The following is a 16,172-nucleotide window of genomic DNA, read 5'->3' as shown; positions in this document are numbered from 1 at the left end:
GCTTGAAACTATGAAAAAAAGGTTATAATTCTCTTGAAAGAAGGGTTAAATAATAGAGCAAAAAGTCTTTTAAGCCGTACAATCAGCAGGATTTGACAACAAGCTAGAGAGAGGTATATAATAAAAAATATAGAGACAAACAAAAAGTAAGGAAGTGAGAGATGAAAACAGAATATTTCAATTTAGAGGTTGATTTTTTTGGAAAAGAGGAGTACAATTTCTATCTGTTGATAGCTAACATGATTGGTAATAAGTGATTAGCTAATGACTAAAGAGCGGACATTGGGAGTGTCTCGCTCAGTAGTAAAGCAGTTAATTAAAATTTAAAGCTAAAAAGAGGAGAGAATAAATCATGAAAAACGTAATGAAAAAAGTAGCAGTATCTAGCATGTTGGCAGTTAGTTTAGGTGCAGTATCTTTGTTGAGTCCACTTGCAACAGGTCAAGTAATGGCGAAATCCCACTCCGATGACGAAAAACAACAATTGGAAGACCAAATCATGAGAGAGCAGCAAGAAGCAGCACAAAAAGCATTTGAAGCTAAGTTTTTCAAAACTGAAACTACTGAAAAAGCAGCAACTACAACACCAGCTCAACCAGCCACTGAGAACAACAATCAAGCAACAACCACAAAACCAGCAACGACTACAACTGAAACACCAGCAACTGTAAATACAATCACAGTAAATGTCCAAGAGGGCGAAACACTGGCTTCTATTGCTGAGAAATACGGTGTAACTGTTGAGGAATTGGTTAAAATTAACAACCTGGTTAAAGTAGGTCAAGAACTGCAGGTACCGCAAACAAAAACAAATAAATAATTATTATTATAAATGTATAATGAAGTATGGTTTTTAAACCAAGCGTTTGACTATAGTATACGGGAAGGCCACTATTAAAACAATGCTTTTTTGAATAATTATTTGTGAAATAGCTTGTTTTTTTGGGTTGCAAATTTCCACTGGTGCATCTGGCTTGATTTCAGATAGGTTATAAGTTGAGATGATGTTAGGTCCATGAGATTTATGAATACCCACACTCCATGTGCGGAGCATTCGTATGGCGCCGTTCCCCCGGATTTACAGGACTTTCTTGTTGTCATTCGGGGCACAGGTGAACATGAATTCTTCTGAGGATTGTTTCGCCCGGTTTTTCCCTCATCTTGATAATTAATTTCTACATTTACTCATATTCATATAGCTATTTTAATTGTATAATGAAGCGCTATTCCCGAAAACAACTGGAATGGCGCTTATTTTATTTTCTATCTAATGTACGGAGAAATTTTTGACGATAAATAGACACATGCAATAGGCTGAACATTAGCTTCCATGAGCTTCTTTATTTTATGTCATTGCATATTGATGCATATAGATGTTAATAAAATTTCACTGATGGATCTTTCTCTCTTATACTCTTATTATGATAACTTATAAGATGTGCGATTGTGTAAAATCTGAAAATCCCTTTTTGAAATATTTGCTAGACGAGGCTCTCCATTATAAGGTAATGTAAGGATAAAAGTAATTTAAAGATCGGAAATTGGAAAGGGGCGCTACAGAGGATGAATTTGGATAACTGTCCTCGCTGTGGAAAGCTGTTTATTATGAACGTCAGGGGAATTTGTCAGAATTGTATAAAAGCAATCGAGATTGAATACGAACGCTGTGTCAAACATATACGTGAAAATAAGGGCATTCATATGCATGAGCTTTCGGAGGCTACTGAGGTATCCGTAAAGCAAATCACGACATTTATACGTGAGGGACGTATTTCCATTGCTAATGCGCCCAATATGACGTATCCTTGCGAGGTATGCGGGATACCGATTCGTGCAGGGCATATGTGCGATTCTTGTCGAACACGTCTGACTAAAGACCTGCATCAGGCTGTACGCGAAAGTAGTAATCAGGATCAAAGTAATAATATGGGCTCAGGTACCTACAGCGCGATTGATAAACTTCGTGGAAAGTAGTACAGGGGAATTAAAAACGCATTCAGCTATTCAAAAAGTTTCAAATACCGCCGATAATCTTTATAGAGCTTATCGGTTTTTTTATTTTTAGCAACCATGCACAAAATAAAGAAGTGAGGCATAATACGAACCATGCTCGACGCTATGTCGTCTGATACATTCTGACCATATCAAATAACTAAGGAAGGTGGAAGTTATGAAAATTAACGAGACCAACCGCATCGGAGCTATTAATCCATATCAGCGAAATATTGAAACAGGACGTCAAGAGGAGCTTAAGAAGTCCCGCCGCAAGGACGAGGTTTCGATTTCTCCGGAAGCGATGGAAATGCTGAACCGCAGCAGTGATGCAGATCGTGTTAAGAAAATTCAGGAGCTTAAGCAACAAGTAGCTTCTGGAACCTATCGTGTAGATGCCGATAAAATTGCAGAGAAGCTGTTACCTTACTTCAAGCAGTCTTCCGAAAGCTAGGTGAAAGATTATGCCTTTAGAGCGATTGATTGATGTGCTGGAGCAGCTTAGAGAGGCTCACGAGCAGTTGACTGCATTAGGAACTCAAAAAAAAGAAGCACTGATATCAAATAAGGTAGATCAGCTCATTCTAGTCATGAATCAGGAATCGAAGATGTCTAGACACATTGAACAGCTGGATGAACGACGTCTGCAGGCAGCATATGGATTTTTGCAGGAACGTGGTATTAAATCCAAGTTGAATCTCAATATTACGGAGTTGTCTCGTCTTGTGTTTGATGTAGAAGATAAGCAGCGCCTCCTTCACATTCAAAAAAATCTAGCGGATACGCTTGAAGAATTGAAAAATTTAAATGAGTTGAATCAACAGCTTATACAACAGGCGCTTTCCTATATTGATTTTTCTATTGAGAGTATGTCATATTATGCGGAATCTGAAGCAGTTTATCAGCGTCCAGCTGATAAGAGCACATCATCAGTACGAGCGGGACTATTTGATACACGCGCCTAATTGAAGGAGGAAAACATGGTCTCAACATTTCATGGTATAGAAACAGCGAAAAGAAGCTTAAACACACAAACAGCTGCATTAAATACAACCGGACACAATATCTCGAATGCCAACACAGCTGGTTACTCCAGACAAGTGGTTAGTATGAAGGCCTCGGAATCTATGGAAGCATACGGTTTGAACCGTTCCGTTGTACGAGGTCAAATGGGTACAGGGGTTGAATTCACTGCTATTGAGCGCGTCCGTCAGACGTTTCTGGACGATCAATATCGTAATGAAAACTCCTCTTTAGGTGGATGGAGTATCCGCTACGATACTCTGAATAAGCTCGAGACGATTATGAATGAGCCTTCTGACACAGGAATGCGCAAAGTAATGGATAATTTCTGGGATGCTTGGTCGGATTTGAGTCAGGATCCTCAGGACGTAACTAACCGTAAAATCGTAAAAGAGACTACGTTGGCTTTAACGGATGCGTTGAATCAGACGAGTAAGCAGCTTGACGCCCTAGATTCCGATTTAACCAATAATATTACTTTGAAGACAACAGAGATGAACTCCCTCTTACAATCTGTCGCTGATTTAAACGGGAATATTACCAAGTTGGAATCATTGGGAGATAATCCAAATGATTTGAGAGATCAGCGAGATTATGCGATTGATAAGTTGTCTAAACTGGCTAACGTTCAAGTTACTCAATTAGATAACGGATATCAAGTAACAGTAGCTGGACAGATAGTTGTAACTGGTAGCGAACTTACTCCAGTAACTGCGGACGGTCTTCAGGCTGCTTTTACAGGTGGCACCTTGACTGGCGGCGAAGTTTACGGAATGGTATTGTCACGTGACAGATATGTTGCGGATTATAAAAATCAGATAAACCAATTGGCAAACACATTGGCCAACGGAAATATTGAAGTTACCCTTCCTAAAGGAACTGTGCTTCCAGAAGGAACGGTATTGAATACGGGACCAAATAATACAGCGGTTACCTACTCTAATGCTAATAATAACCGGACTTTAACAAACGATTTGAAGGTTACTGTCCAAGGTATCAATGGGCTTCATCAGTTGGGCTATACAATTAGTGGGGCAACTCCTACCAAAGGTGATTCCTTTTTTACCTCTAAAGACGGTGCCGCGATTACAGCTGGTAATATTACATTAAATCCTGATATACAAAGTGATCCTAATAAAATTGCGACCTCATTACGGGTAGATGGAACAGGAACGACAGATGAGAAAGTAGTGCTCGGTAATAATGCGTTAGCTATGGCTATGGCTAACTTGAAAAATGTGAAATTCGATTTTGGGACTGCTCTATCAACTCCGACATCGGTGGATGATTATTTTAGCTCTATTGTTGGACAACTTGGAGTACAGACTCAGGAGGCGGAACGTCAGTCACAGAACGCACAACTTTTGACAGAACAGGTGGATTTAAGTAGACAGTCTGTCAGCGGGGTGTCCCTGGATGAAGAGATGTCCAGCATGATCAAGTTTCAGCATGCTTATAGCGCAGCTTCTCGTTTTATGACGACATTCGATCAATTGCTGGACAAGCTGATTAATAGTACAGGCCGTGTAGGGCTCTAATTTAGATTAGTAGGAGGTAGTGTATGGCGATTCGAGTAACCTCGGGGATGATGAGTATGCAGACGCTCAGTAACCTTAATCGTAATTATAGCAATATGAGTAAAATGGAAAATCAGATTACAACTGGTCGCAAACTCAATAAACCCTCAGATGATCCAGTGGGTGTGACTTATGCTCTTCGCTACAGAGCTGAGTTGGCTTCTAATGAGCAATATTCCAGCAATGCTGATGCGGCCGTAAGCTGGTTAGATTTCACAGATTCTACGATGCAGCAGGCTGGAGATGTCATGAAACGGTTAAAAGAGCTGACGGTTCAAGCTTCAAGTGAAACTGTCCCCCAATCCGGATTGGATGCAATTAAGTTGGAAGTAGATCAGCTTAAGGAACAAATGACCAATATCGGAAATAGCCAAATTCGTGGTAAATATATCTTTAACGGTCAAAAATATGATCAGGCCCCTTACGAGCTGTCCGGTACTGTGACAAGTTATGATCAAATTGATGCGGATCAAGGCGCTGTGAATTATGCAATTGGAGATCAATCTACATTTCGGGTGAATACTTCTGGAAGTGAGTTTTTTGGAGCGTCAACGGATACGGATAACGTTTTTAAAATTATGGATAACTTGAGCGCAGCCTTGTCTAGTGGCAGCTATAGTGCTATTGCAGCTCAGTCCGCAAATGTTGAATCTCGTTTCATAAAAATGCAGGCTAGTCAGTCTGAGGTTGGGGCACGCACAAACCGTGTAGAACTGGTTCAATCCCGTCTTGATGACCGTAATCTGAATTTGACGACCTTGCAATCCAAAACTGAAGATGCCGATATTGCCAGCTTGATGATTCAGGCAACCTCTGCCCAAACTATTTATGAGGCAGCCTTGAAATCATCCGCTCAGATTATGCAGCCTTCATTAATGGATTTTATGCGTTAATCTTTTGAATCTTTGACATTTGTATTGTAGAGCTATGGATAGAAATCCGTAGCTCTTTTGTTGATTTTTAAGGAGGATAAACAATGACCCCGAAATTAGATGAAAAAAGATGGCTTAATGAAGAATTGGTTTTTGCTTTTCCTAAGGGATTACCTGGTTTTGAGCATTTACGTGAATATAGGCTACAAGAGCATAATGAGCTATTTAGTATTTTGAGCGCTGTAGAAGAGGCGACAGTCACCTTTATTACGGTCAATCCTTTTGATTTTGTACCTGATTATGAGTTTGAACTATCTAGTGATGCGCTTGCAGATATCGGTGTAATAGATCGAGAGCAGATTGCAGTTCGTTGTATTGTGACTTGGCATAGTAATAAGGAGAAGATAACAGTCAATTTGCTAGCACCTTTAATTTTCAATGTGGAGAAGTCTATTGGCAAACAGATTGTTTTACAAAATACCGATTATACTACAAGAAGTGCGTTGTGGCAGAAGTTAAGACATAAAGAGCAGGGTGGTGAATCCTGATGCTTGTTTTATCCCGAAAAAAAGGTGAGTCTGTTGTTATCCATAATGATATTGTAATAACCGTGCTTTCCGTTGAAGGAGATAATGTAAAGATAGGTATATCAGCACCCAAAGATATAGATATTTATCGTAAAGAGATTTTTGATGCAATCCAGGATAACAATCAAGAAGCAGTAATGGACATTGAGGCTCTTCAGAATGCCATGTTAGAAATGGAGGAGAGAAGCAATACTGAGTAAAAAAAGATATAGGTGCAGATATTCGAGATTCACTAAAGAAAATTTTTGAAATGCTATAAACAATTTTGTGGGAGAGGTCGATATATAATATAGAACGGTAATTCTTCAGGGCGGCCGACCTGTGAAGACGTTCATACCACAAGGATGTGGGAATTAAACCATTTCAGGGAGGAAATTTACAATGATTATCAACCACAATATTCCGGCATTGAATACACACCGCAACATGGGTCTTAACACAAATGCAGCAAGCAAAAACATGGAGAAACTGTCTTCCGGTCTGCGCATCAATCGTGCTGCAGATGACGCTGCTGGTTTGTCCATCTCCGAATCCATGCGCGGTCAAATCCGTGGTCTGGAACAATCCCAACGTAATGCTCAAGACGGTATTTCCTTCGTACAAACAGCTGAGGGAGCAATGAATGAAGTATCCTCCATGCTGACTCGTATGAAAGAACTGAACGTTCAGAAAGCGAGCGGAACTTACAGCACTAACGATAAAGATAATATTGGTCAAGAGTTGGATCAACTGGGTGCCCAAATTGATGAAATTATGACTAAAACCACCTTCAACGGTATCACTATTACTGCTGGAGCAAGTATTACAGTTAATGATAAAGCTTCCAGTACTATCGTTATTGCTTCTATTACAACTACATCTTTCTCTGGTTTGAACTCCACAACAGTACTCGCTAGTGTGGAAGATTCGATCAAAGCTGTTTCGACAGAACGCGCTAAACTGGGTGCTGTACAAAATAGATTGGAGTATACCTCCAACAACATTGGTACTACAGTAGAAAACCTGACTGCTGCTGAATCCCGTATTCGTGATACGGATATGGCAAAAGAAATGGTTTCCTTGTCCAAAAACAACATCTTGCTGCAAGCTTCCCAATCGATGCTGGCACAAGCAAACTCCGCTCCACAAGGTATTTTGTCTGTACTTCGTTAATCTATACTTTTCCTTAGAAGAGACCTTGATTTTCAAGGTCTCTTTTTTGTTATTCACTTCATAAACAACTCTTATTTTCCGATATAAAGAGTATAAAACTAAAAACGTTCTTGATGATGCTTCAACACGATAAGGGGGTAAGTTGTGGATAATAGTATTTCTGGTCTTGGCCCAATACCAGGGCAGGCGAAATCTATCTCGCCCAAGGGTGTCGCAGATGAACCATCGATTATAGCTATAAATCAGCAATATGTTAACCAATCAGTCGAAAAGTTGTCCGGTGAAGAAGAAAATGCACTTCAGCAATTAGAAAAGGCGATTAGAGCTGTACAGGGACCTGAAAAAAAGTTTGAGATTTCCGTTCACAAGGAGACCCACGCAATTATGATTAAGGTCTTTGATAAACAGACGGGGGACTTAATTCGGGAGGTGCCTCGCGAAAAACTCCTTGATGTAGCGGCGAATTTTATGGAGATGAATGGGCTTATTATTGACAAAAAGGCTTAATATTCAGGAGGATTAGTTATGACAATGAGAATTAGCGGTTTGGCATCGGGTATGGACATTGATTCAATGGTCAAAAAGTTAATGACTACAGAGAGTATTCCATTGAACAAACTGAACCAGCAAAAACAACTGACCGAGTGGAAACGTGACGGATATCGTCAAGTAAGTACAAAATTAGTTACTTTTAATGAAAAATTAACAAATTTTAGTTTGAGTAGCGCTATTGATTCAAAAAAAGCAACTGTTACAGGAACTTCTAATGTGCTCACTGCAACGGCAACAGGAGCATCTGTGAATTCTGTATTAAATATTAAAGTCACTAATTTGGCATCTGCTTCTAATGTTGTATCTTCTGGAGGGACGGTAGGAGCCTCTCCTGGTACAACAAAGCTATCAGATATCTATACAGGTACTGAAACCAGTATTAATGTAGGAGCAGATACTATAAATTTTACTGCGGACGATACAATCGACTCACTGATTTCAAAAATAAACGGAAGTACAAAAGCGGGGGTGACCGCTGTATATGATGCCTCATCTGGCAAGATTTCGTTGACTAACAAGGAGACGGGGAATAAAGATATTACATTAAGTGGAGAACTCCTCGAACAAAGCTTCGGACTTAAAACAGCTAATGTAGCAAAAGGGGTAAATGCGATTGTTGAAATTAATGGCCTGACAACAGAGCAGACATCCAATCGTTTCACAGTTAATGGTGTGGAAATCAGTTTGAATGGAACCACTCCGACAGGACAGTCAACACAAATTGAAGTTTCACAGGACGTTGATGCATTGGTAAACACAATAAAATCATTTGTTGAGGCGTATAATGATACACTTTCGACATTAAACCAAAAAACAAGTGAAGAACGTTATCGTAAATATTTACCGTTGACCAGTGATCAGAGAAAGGATATGAAGGAAGATGAGATTACACTCTGGGAAAGTAAAGCTAAGAGTGGTATGCTCAAAAATGATTCCATCGTAGATAAAACGCTTAGTGATATGAGGTCAGCGATTATTACAGACGTAGTTCTACCGAATGGTGAGAAAATAAATTTGACTCAGATCGGAATTACAACTGGTAGCTATAGTGAAAAAGGAAAACTATACGTAGATGAGAAGAAGTTACGTGCGGCTTTGGAAACCACTCCTGAAAAGGTAACTGCTTTATTCGGGCAGACGGATAATTCCTCTTCAACAAGCTATACAAGTTCGGATGGTATATTCAGCCGACTGAAGAAGACCAACCAAGGAGCTCTGCAAAGTCTGGCAGATAAGGCTGGAACGTCGAAAGTCAGTTCTGATCTTACGGCAGCTTTCCAGCCAAAGAGTCAAATAGGAGACCAGTTATCAGATTATGGTAAACGGATCGATGCCCTTCAAGACAGGCTTACAATGATAGAAACCCGTTATTATCAACAATTTACTGCTATGGAAACGGCCATGAATAAATATAATAGCACCTCATCTAGTCTTTCAAGTATGCTTAGTTAAAACTATTCTTATTAAAGGAGAGATCCAGGTTTGATTAATTCACCCTACCAAAAGTATCAACAAGCGCAATTGCAAACTGCTTCGCCAGGACAATTGTTGCTAATGCTGTATGATGGAGCGATCCGTTTTATACGGGCGGGAATTAAGGGTATTGAGGAAACAAATCATGAAAAGGCCAATACGAACTTGTGTAAAGCACAGGCTGTTATCAATGAACTTATTGCCGCTCTAAATCATGATTTTCCGATTTCCTCCACTCTTTATCAAGTGTATGAATACATGCTTCACCAGCTCATCAATGCAAACTTGAAAAAGAATGTAGTACCTGCGGAAGAAGTCATTTCTCATTTAACAGAATTAAGGGGTGCTTGGGATACGGCTATAAAATCACTAAATCATAATGTAGAGTCGATTGAATGATTGCTGTTCAGGAATATGTAACCCAACTAGAAAGTGTCACGAAAGAGCTTATAGAGCGAATTCATCAAGTTAGTTACACAGAATTAAGCCAGTACGCAGAGCAAAGAGAAAAAATTTCCCGAAAAATCATTTCTAATCAACAAAAACTTACTGAAGCAGACAAAAAACGAATTAAGCAACTTAGTGTTTTCGACGAAGTTATTCTTTCCAAGATGGAGAGTTTTAAAACGGAAGCTAGTGAGTGGCTTACAAAAAAAGGGACTATTCAAGGTCAACAGGCAGCATACAATGCCAAATATACCCCTGATAGTTTATTTTTTGATAGAAGGAATTAATAATGGGGAAAGAATAGGGTTGGTAAAAAGATGAAGCAGCTTAGTGTGTGTATGATTGTAAAGGACGAGGAAGCCTTGCTTCCTCGATGCCTTGACAGTGTGCGAAATATTGCTGATGAGATCATTATTGTGGATACAGGCTCGTCGGATCGGACAAAAGAGATAGCTCAAGAATATACAGATCTCATTTTCGATTATGAATGGTGTGATGATTTTGCAGCCGCGCGTAATGAATCCATTCGTTTTGCTACTGGTAAATGGGTTTTAGTATTAGATGCAGATGAATATCTATCTACTGATGATGAACCCAAGTGGTCGAATTTTGTAGCCCAACAAACTCCAAAGCCTAGTGTTGGGTATACCCTTACTGTAGTGAATTACTCAGGCTCGTCGGAAAGTATGGATGAAGTATCGACTGCTCCCGTAACTCGATTGTTCCCTAACTTTATGGGGATACGGTTTTACCGCCCGATACATGAACAATTGTGCATTGGGGAGGAAAATGCAAAAGTATACACACAAATGACAGATCTTTGTATATACCATACAGGCTATCAGGAGGAGACTGTAGTAAAGAAAAAAAAACATACCCGAAATATGAAAATTTTCGAGGAAATGCAACTCCAAAAGGTCATGAGTGCTTATGACTGGTTTACTCTGGGAAACCAGTACAGGTTCGCAAATGATAGTGTAAACGCAATGGAGGCCTACGAAAAGTCTTTTATAGAGGCAGACGAAACAAGTGCTTGGTACCCATATTGCTTAATGGCGCTTATCTCCCTATACATCGAAAATGACAAACTAAAAGACTCTTGGTCTTTGACGGAGGAAAAACTATCTAATTTTAGATCTTATCCAGAGTACTATACCATAAAAGGAGCACATTACGAGTCCTTTGGTCTATATGAAAAAGCAATTGAGTGTTATAAAAAGGCTATTGAAAAAGCTGATCGTAAGGCTCGGTTTGCGGCAACTGCCTGGCTTGTAAACCCCGCTTACGGGTATGATGTTCCAGTAAATCAATTAATAAAATTAAATTTTCGGTTATGTCGTAATGAAGAGGCTGTATATTGGCTTGGAAAAAAGCTTCTTAGGGATAAGAAGAACGTGAATGTGTTATTTAGCATGCTTGAATGGTTAAGCTTAAACGACAATGAACATTCCATAAAAAGGTTTCTAGATGCGAATTATGACACTAAGGAAATGTCACATTGTCTTATTCTTTTTAAAGTGTACCTTGCTTTAGGAAATAATCGAATGGTGAACTATTATTTTGACCTACTCAGTGATGAAGTAACACTAACAGATCGAGATCAGCTTAGGTATGCTCTGATAAATAAGAATAAAGAATTGTGGGCGGAATCTGTTCAGAATTTATCTTCAAATATAAAAAAAGATTCATTTTTACAACGTCAGTTAATAATTGGTTGTATGATTTTTAAACAAAAAGACAGGTTGGAGTTTTTCAAATCATCTGCTGATAGTAGTACTAGTGAGTTATTAAATGCATTGTACAATTTCATCGAAAAAAAAGAAATAGTAAGTGATGACGTTGTTGAAAACTATTCGACTGAGTTGTTTTTATTAGCTAAAGACTTATTCTTGCTTGGCTATTATGAGGAATTTGATAATTTAGTAAATTATACGAATCATCCCAAGCTGATTAATGACGTGGGAAACTATCTCTTTAGCGTAAACCAAATGCAAGATGCAATGAATTACTATTCTTTGTTATTGTCACGTCAACAACTAGATGATAGAAGTTATGAAAATCTTGCTTTTTATCATGAGGCACAAGGTTACAGGGAAGATGCTTTGGAATTTTTTGCTGAAAGTCTAAAGCTATCGCCAGAAAAAAAACATTTGTATTATCCAATTATTCGTATATCAGAACCAGAGGAAAAAAAGTTTTACTTTAATAAGTTAGTTGATAACTACCCTTACGTCTCTGATATATCCTTCCTTATGGAGATGTGCAATAACTAAAAAATAGTATTGGAGTAAACTATGAAAACCAGCATAATCATTTTAACATATAACAAGCTAGAGTACACAAAACAATGTATTGAAAGTATACGGAAATACACCCATGAGAATGCATATGAAATCATTGTAGTTGATAATGCTTCTCAGGATGATACGACCGAATGGTTAGCACAGCAAACAGATCTTGTAACGATCTTAAATAAGGAAAACCGTGGGTTTCCGGAAGGATGCAATCAAGGAATGGAGGTCGCTACGGGTACTGAAATCCTTCTTCTCAATAACGATACAATAGTAACTCAGAATTGGCTCTCAAATCTTCTAAAGGCATTATATAGCTCGGATGAGATTGGAGCAGTTGGATGTGTCACAAACAATTCTTCCTATTTTCAAGAAATTGATGTTTCATATGAAAATATCGATGACATGCATTTGTTTGCCAAAGATTATAACTTCTCCAATCCGTTATCTTGGGAAGAACGCTTGAAATTAGTTGGTTTTTGTATGCTTATCAAAAAAAGTGTCGTTGAGAAAATAGGTTTGCTTGATGAAAGGTTCTCACCGGGGAATTATGAAGATGACGATTATTCCATTCGCATGCGAAAAAATGGTTATAAGTTATTGCTATGCAAGGATACATTTATTCATCATTATGGTAGCACTTCATTTAAAGAGAATGAAGCTTATTTTAATGAACTTTTGGAAAAAAACTCTAAAAAATTCGAAGAAAAATGGGGATTCGATCCTATTTATTCGCAACATAAGCGAGATATCCTTATTAATCTTATTGATGCCGATGCGTCTTCTCAAATAACTGTACTTGAGGTTGGATGTGCCTGTGGAGGAACCCTGCTCGGAATCAAGAATAAATTTAAAAATAGTGTGCTCTATGGTATAGAGCTTAACGAAAATTCAGCTAGTATAGCTTCTCTAGTTGCTGACGTCATTCCATACAATGTAGAGAACGGAGATCTGCCATACCCACAGAAAAGTTTTGATTACATCATTTTTGGGGATGTGCTGGAACATCTATATGACCCTTGGAAGACACTTGAAAATATGCATCGATTGTTGAAGCCTGGTGGAAAAATATTGGCAAGCATACCAAATATAATGCATTATAGTGTTATAAATGAATTGTTGGATGGAAAATGGAAGTATGCTGATGCTGGGATTTTGGATCGTACACATGTGAGATTTTTTACATTAGCATCTATACAAGAAATGTTTATCGATAGCGGGTTTGTTAATCTGGATTTCTTGGGAGTTAATTTGCCAAGAGATAGTACTGCAGTCAAAGGACTTGAAAGACTATCTAAAGTTGCCCCAAATGAAATCTTAAATCAATTTGAAGTTTACCAATATATTATTTCTGCTTGTAACAATCAGCTTCTGGATATTATGAATGATATCAAGAACGGTCATATTAATAAGCAAGAGATATTTGAAGTTACATCTTCCCAGACTAATGATGAAATATTAAGAAATGTTAAGTTCCTATCTAGTGTAGCGGATAAAGTAGAGGTTCTAAATACTATCGGAGTCATTCACTTTGAGCAGGGGGAAATTGCAAAAGTCCTTCCTTTATTTGATGAAGCACTGGCGCTTGATGAGACTCATTTAGAGGTTATATATAATATTGCTTATTTCCTTCATCATATAGGAGAAGAAGAATTATCTGAAGAGTACATGCTCAAGCTTAAGAATCTTGATTTTACATGGTATCAGAAGCTCATGGAAGTATTAGTTTAAGCTAAATCTGGCATAAGGATAATTTTATGAAACCGACAATCTCTTTGGTTATGATTGTGAAAAATGAGGAAGCAGTACTCAAACGTTGTTTGGATAGCGCAGTAGAAAATGTTGATGAAATAGTAATTGTAGATACTGGCTCTACGGATCGTACTAAACTAATTGCAGCTGATTATAAAGCGAAAATATTCGATTATCAATGGAATCATAATTTTGCGGATGCTCGCAATTTTGCATTAGAACAGTCTACAACAGACTGGTGTATGGTTTTGGATGCAGATGAGTTTATCATCAATGATTGTAAGGATATTATTAACGCTTTTATAGCGGATGGCCCCCAAATTGGGAGGGTTAAACATACAAGCAAGTTTACTTCTAAAGACGGGCTAAATTATGAACATTGTTATATTTCTAGGATATTTCCATCGTATTGTCGGTATGTTGGGAATGTTCACGAACAAATCCAGTCCGATTTGCCCAGAGTAAAATTAAATGTAGAGATTATGCATGATGGATATATGGAAACTCAGAAGCATGATAGAAATATTCCATTACTACAAAAAGCAATTGAAGAGCATCCTGATATTTCTTATTACTATTATCAAATTGCAAAAGAATATCGTGGGTTGGGAGACGCTGAGAAAGAATTCAATAATCTTAGGAAGGCATATAAGTTAATGGATCATAAAGAGACTATTTCGACCAGTATTATAGTTAACTATATGTATTCTATTATATCTTCCGGGAACCTTAAGGAAGGTTTAGCAGTCTTTAATCATGAGGAAAAATTTATGGGCCATTCTTCTGATTTCTATTTTGTCTCTGCCCTATTTTTTTTGGAATTAATGATTAGCGATCCTCGAAAATACCAAAGTGTTCTACCTAATATTGAACAATTATATAAAAAAGCATTAGAAATAGGTGATACAGGTGAAGAGGGTAATGTAAGAGGGACTGGAAGCTTCGCAGCCCATCATAATCTGGGAGTTCTTTATGAATCAACAGGTAACATTGAGAGAGCTATTGAGCATTACAAAGCAGCAGTGGTATACAACTATGAACCATCTTTAACTAGATTACACGAACTAAAAGTTTAAAGGGCACTTGAATAAGAATGGGGAGGTAGCTCATTGAATTTGGAACAAATTAAAAACGGTATAGTATTTACAAATCAAAACCCCATATATGCTAATTTTGAAATAGGAGATTGGACCTACGGAAATCCGAGTATCTACTGTCATACAAAAAGTGAAATTCTCAAAATAGGTAAGTTCTGCTCAATTGCCGATAATGTTACTATTATGCTTGGGGGAGAGCACAGGGTTGATTGGTTAACTACTTATCCATTTAGTGAGATATTTGCGGAAGCCCAGTATCATCTAGGGCATCCAGCAACTAAAGGTAATGTCACCATTGGAGATGATGTGTGGATCGGAAATAATGTAATGATTCTGTCTGGTGTTTCTATTGGTGTCGGTGCTGCTATTGGTGCTGGAAGTATAGTTACTAAGGATGTCCCACCGTATAGTATCGTAGGAGGCAATCCTGCGCGAGTAATTAGATATAGATTCAAACCAGAGGAAATTGAGCAGTTAGTAAAAATCGCGTGGTGGGATTGGTCCATTTATAAAATTAAAGCTAACTGGGATCTGTTGCTGAATGACGATATTTCGGAATTTATAGAAAGACATGCAACATAGGTGGATATGAACAGTGAAGCAAAATTACTGATTCAAAATAATAGATCCGTTTTTAGTGGGAATTGCAAAACAGCACATTCAAACGTTAAAACAGGAAGCCCAAAATTGGCTTGTCCAAAGAAATATAGCCAGATCTCAACGCAATGCTTATGAATCTAACTATACACCTGATAGCGTTCTAATGGATCGTATGAAATAAATCTAAAAGCTCTCGTCAAACACACTTTTATTGTGTAGGCGAGAGCTTTTTAACATGTATATAGTTGCTAATAAAGAAAAAAGAATCCTTAGAAACAAAAAAGTCTATCAATTTATCGTTTCAGACTCTAAAATATAGTTTAAACATGATTAGTAAGTTTGCTCTAGTTCAAGTTCTAATGAACAAGGAACAAAGTTGTGGACTATTTACCCATTGTATTATATATGGAATAACTATACATGAAAACATTATCAATTCCAATTGACAATGGATAACTTTGGGTGGTATAGTCAAAAATGTGGGCGAGAGCTTCACTTCATTTGATGACGAAGGGAATGTTAGTGCATGCAAGGTAAAGTAAAATGGTTTAACGCAGAAAAAGGTTATGGTTTCATTGAAACGTCTGACGGCGGCGACGTATTTGTACATTTTTCCGCAATTCAAACAGAAGGCTTCAAAACACTTGAAGAAGGACAAGACGTGGAGTTCGACATTGTCGAAGGCGCACGTGGACCACAAGCCGCTAACGTAACCAAATTATAATCATCCCCGGCATAGCCGACCTACATAATTGGT

Annotated in this window: 18 protein-coding genes; all 18 read left to right on the top strand. The window is 38.0% G+C overall.

Annotated elements, in window-relative coordinates; all coding sequences use genetic code 11:
* Positions 1-352 precede the first annotated feature (352 nt).
* Entirely contained in the window at positions 353-820 is a 468-nt protein-coding gene (locus tag NSS94_RS22540) for a LysM peptidoglycan-binding domain-containing protein (RefSeq protein ID WP_341040171.1), read from the top strand.
* Between the two features lie 743 nt (positions 821-1,563).
* Positions 1,564-1,974 carry a TIGR03826 family flagellar region protein gene (locus NSS94_RS22535; protein ID WP_071643309.1) on the top strand — a complete coding sequence of 137 codons (411 nt, stop codon included), beginning with the start codon at positions 1,564-1,566 and terminating at the stop codon, positions 1,972-1,974.
* Positions 1,975-2,170: 196 nt separating this feature from the next.
* Positions 2,171-2,446, top strand: coding sequence for a flagellar biosynthesis anti-sigma factor FlgM (gene flgM, locus NSS94_RS22530; RefSeq protein ID WP_039271505.1), 276 nt, complete (start codon positions 2,171-2,173; stop codon positions 2,444-2,446).
* A gap of 10 nt (positions 2,447-2,456) precedes the next feature.
* Positions 2,457-2,957, top strand: a complete 501-nt coding sequence (locus NSS94_RS22525; protein WP_341040169.1) for a flagellar protein FlgN — start codon at positions 2,457-2,459, stop codon at positions 2,955-2,957.
* Positions 2,958-2,972: 15 nt separating this feature from the next.
* Entirely contained in the window at positions 2,973-4,553 is a 1,581-nt protein-coding gene (gene flgK / locus NSS94_RS22520; protein ID WP_069009990.1) for a flagellar hook-associated protein FlgK, read from the top strand.
* A 23-nt stretch (positions 4,554-4,576) separates the two neighbouring features.
* Positions 4,577-5,485: a flagellar hook-associated protein FlgL gene (flgL, locus tag NSS94_RS22515; RefSeq protein WP_069009989.1), complete on the top strand. Its 909-nt coding sequence runs from the start codon at positions 4,577-4,579 to the stop codon at positions 5,483-5,485.
* Positions 5,486-5,568: 83 nt separating this feature from the next.
* Positions 5,569-6,012, top strand: coding sequence for a flagellar assembly protein FliW (locus NSS94_RS22510; protein WP_069009988.1), 444 nt, complete (start codon positions 5,569-5,571; stop codon positions 6,010-6,012).
* Positions 6,012-6,251 carry a carbon storage regulator CsrA gene (csrA, locus tag NSS94_RS22505; protein ID WP_069009987.1) on the top strand — a complete coding sequence of 80 codons (240 nt, stop codon included), beginning with the start codon at positions 6,012-6,014 and terminating at the stop codon, positions 6,249-6,251. Before NSS94_RS22510 ends, csrA begins: the two co-directional genes overlap by 1 nt.
* A 181-nt stretch (positions 6,252-6,432) precedes the next feature.
* Positions 6,433-7,203 (top strand): flagellin N-terminal helical domain-containing protein, encoded by a 771-nt coding sequence (locus tag NSS94_RS22500; protein ID WP_069009986.1) that lies wholly within the window; start codon positions 6,433-6,435, stop codon positions 7,201-7,203.
* A 144-nt stretch (positions 7,204-7,347) separates the two neighbouring features.
* Positions 7,348-7,710, top strand: coding sequence for a flagellar protein FlaG (locus NSS94_RS22495; RefSeq protein ID WP_081317502.1), 363 nt, complete (start codon positions 7,348-7,350; stop codon positions 7,708-7,710).
* 18 nt (positions 7,711-7,728) lie between these two features.
* A complete protein-coding gene (fliD, locus tag NSS94_RS22490; protein WP_069009985.1) occupies positions 7,729-9,207 on the top strand; it encodes a flagellar filament capping protein FliD in 1,479 nt (492 codons plus the stop codon).
* Positions 9,208-9,237: 30 nt separating this feature from the next.
* Complete coding sequence (fliS, locus tag NSS94_RS22485) at positions 9,238-9,627, top strand: flagellar export chaperone FliS (RefSeq protein WP_069009984.1); 390 nt, start codon at positions 9,238-9,240, stop codon at positions 9,625-9,627.
* Entirely contained in the window at positions 9,624-9,962 is a 339-nt protein-coding gene (locus NSS94_RS22480; protein ID WP_069009983.1) for a hypothetical protein, read from the top strand. Before fliS ends, NSS94_RS22480 begins: the two co-directional genes overlap by 4 nt.
* 51 nt (positions 9,963-10,013) lie before the next feature.
* Positions 10,014-11,948, top strand: coding sequence for a glycosyltransferase (locus NSS94_RS22475; protein ID WP_208332586.1), 1,935 nt, complete (start codon positions 10,014-10,016; stop codon positions 11,946-11,948).
* A gap of 21 nt (positions 11,949-11,969) precedes the next feature.
* Positions 11,970-13,697: a glycosyltransferase gene (locus NSS94_RS22470; RefSeq protein WP_069009981.1), complete on the top strand. Its 1,728-nt coding sequence runs from the start codon at positions 11,970-11,972 to the stop codon at positions 13,695-13,697.
* A 26-nt stretch (positions 13,698-13,723) separates the two neighbouring features.
* Entirely contained in the window at positions 13,724-14,794 is a 1,071-nt protein-coding gene (locus NSS94_RS22465; RefSeq protein ID WP_081317501.1) for a tetratricopeptide repeat-containing glycosyltransferase family 2 protein, read from the top strand.
* 60 nt (positions 14,795-14,854) lie between these two features.
* On the top strand, positions 14,855-15,397 hold the full coding sequence (locus NSS94_RS22460) for a CatB-related O-acetyltransferase (RefSeq protein ID WP_058710921.1): 543 nt from the start codon (positions 14,855-14,857) through the stop codon (positions 15,395-15,397).
* Between the two features lie 544 nt (positions 15,398-15,941).
* On the top strand, positions 15,942-16,139 hold the full coding sequence (locus NSS94_RS22455) for a cold shock domain-containing protein (protein WP_013312263.1): 198 nt from the start codon (positions 15,942-15,944) through the stop codon (positions 16,137-16,139).
* The last annotated feature ends 33 nt before the right edge of the window (positions 16,140-16,172 follow it).

The sequence above is a fragment of the Paenibacillus sp. FSL L8-0644 genome (assembly GCF_038008165.1).
Taxonomy (GTDB): Bacteria; Bacillota; Bacilli; order Paenibacillales; family Paenibacillaceae; genus Paenibacillus; species Paenibacillus polymyxa_D.
The sequence above is the reverse complement of the archived record's forward strand: the minus strand, read 5'-3'. Positions and strand labels throughout refer to the sequence as shown.

Coding starts and splice junctions, on each gene's coding strand:
- NSS94_RS22540 (WP_341040171.1), top strand. CDS start 353: ATGAAAAACGTAATGAAAAAAGTAGCAGTATCTAGCATGTTGGCAGTT.
- NSS94_RS22535 (WP_071643309.1), top strand. CDS start 1,564: ATGAATTTGGATAACTGTCCTCGCTGTGGAAAGCTGTTTATTATGAAC.
- flgM (WP_039271505.1), top strand. CDS start 2,171: ATGAAAATTAACGAGACCAACCGCATCGGAGCTATTAATCCATATCAG.
- NSS94_RS22525 (WP_341040169.1), top strand. CDS start 2,457: ATGCCTTTAGAGCGATTGATTGATGTGCTGGAGCAGCTTAGAGAGGCT.
- flgK (WP_069009990.1), top strand. CDS start 2,973: ATGGTCTCAACATTTCATGGTATAGAAACAGCGAAAAGAAGCTTAAAC.
- flgL (WP_069009989.1), top strand. CDS start 4,577: ATGGCGATTCGAGTAACCTCGGGGATGATGAGTATGCAGACGCTCAGT.
- NSS94_RS22510 (WP_069009988.1), top strand. CDS start 5,569: ATGACCCCGAAATTAGATGAAAAAAGATGGCTTAATGAAGAATTGGTT.
- csrA (WP_069009987.1), top strand. CDS start 6,012: ATGCTTGTTTTATCCCGAAAAAAAGGTGAGTCTGTTGTTATCCATAAT.
- NSS94_RS22500 (WP_069009986.1), top strand. CDS start 6,433: ATGATTATCAACCACAATATTCCGGCATTGAATACACACCGCAACATG.
- fliD (WP_069009985.1), top strand. CDS start 7,729: ATGACAATGAGAATTAGCGGTTTGGCATCGGGTATGGACATTGATTCA.
- NSS94_RS22480 (WP_069009983.1), top strand. CDS start 9,624: ATGATTGCTGTTCAGGAATATGTAACCCAACTAGAAAGTGTCACGAAA.
- NSS94_RS22475 (WP_208332586.1), top strand. CDS start 10,014: ATGATTGTAAAGGACGAGGAAGCCTTGCTTCCTCGATGCCTTGACAGT.
- NSS94_RS22470 (WP_069009981.1), top strand. CDS start 11,970: ATGAAAACCAGCATAATCATTTTAACATATAACAAGCTAGAGTACACA.
- NSS94_RS22465 (WP_081317501.1), top strand. CDS start 13,724: ATGAAACCGACAATCTCTTTGGTTATGATTGTGAAAAATGAGGAAGCA.
- NSS94_RS22455 (WP_013312263.1), top strand. CDS start 15,942: ATGCAAGGTAAAGTAAAATGGTTTAACGCAGAAAAAGGTTATGGTTTC.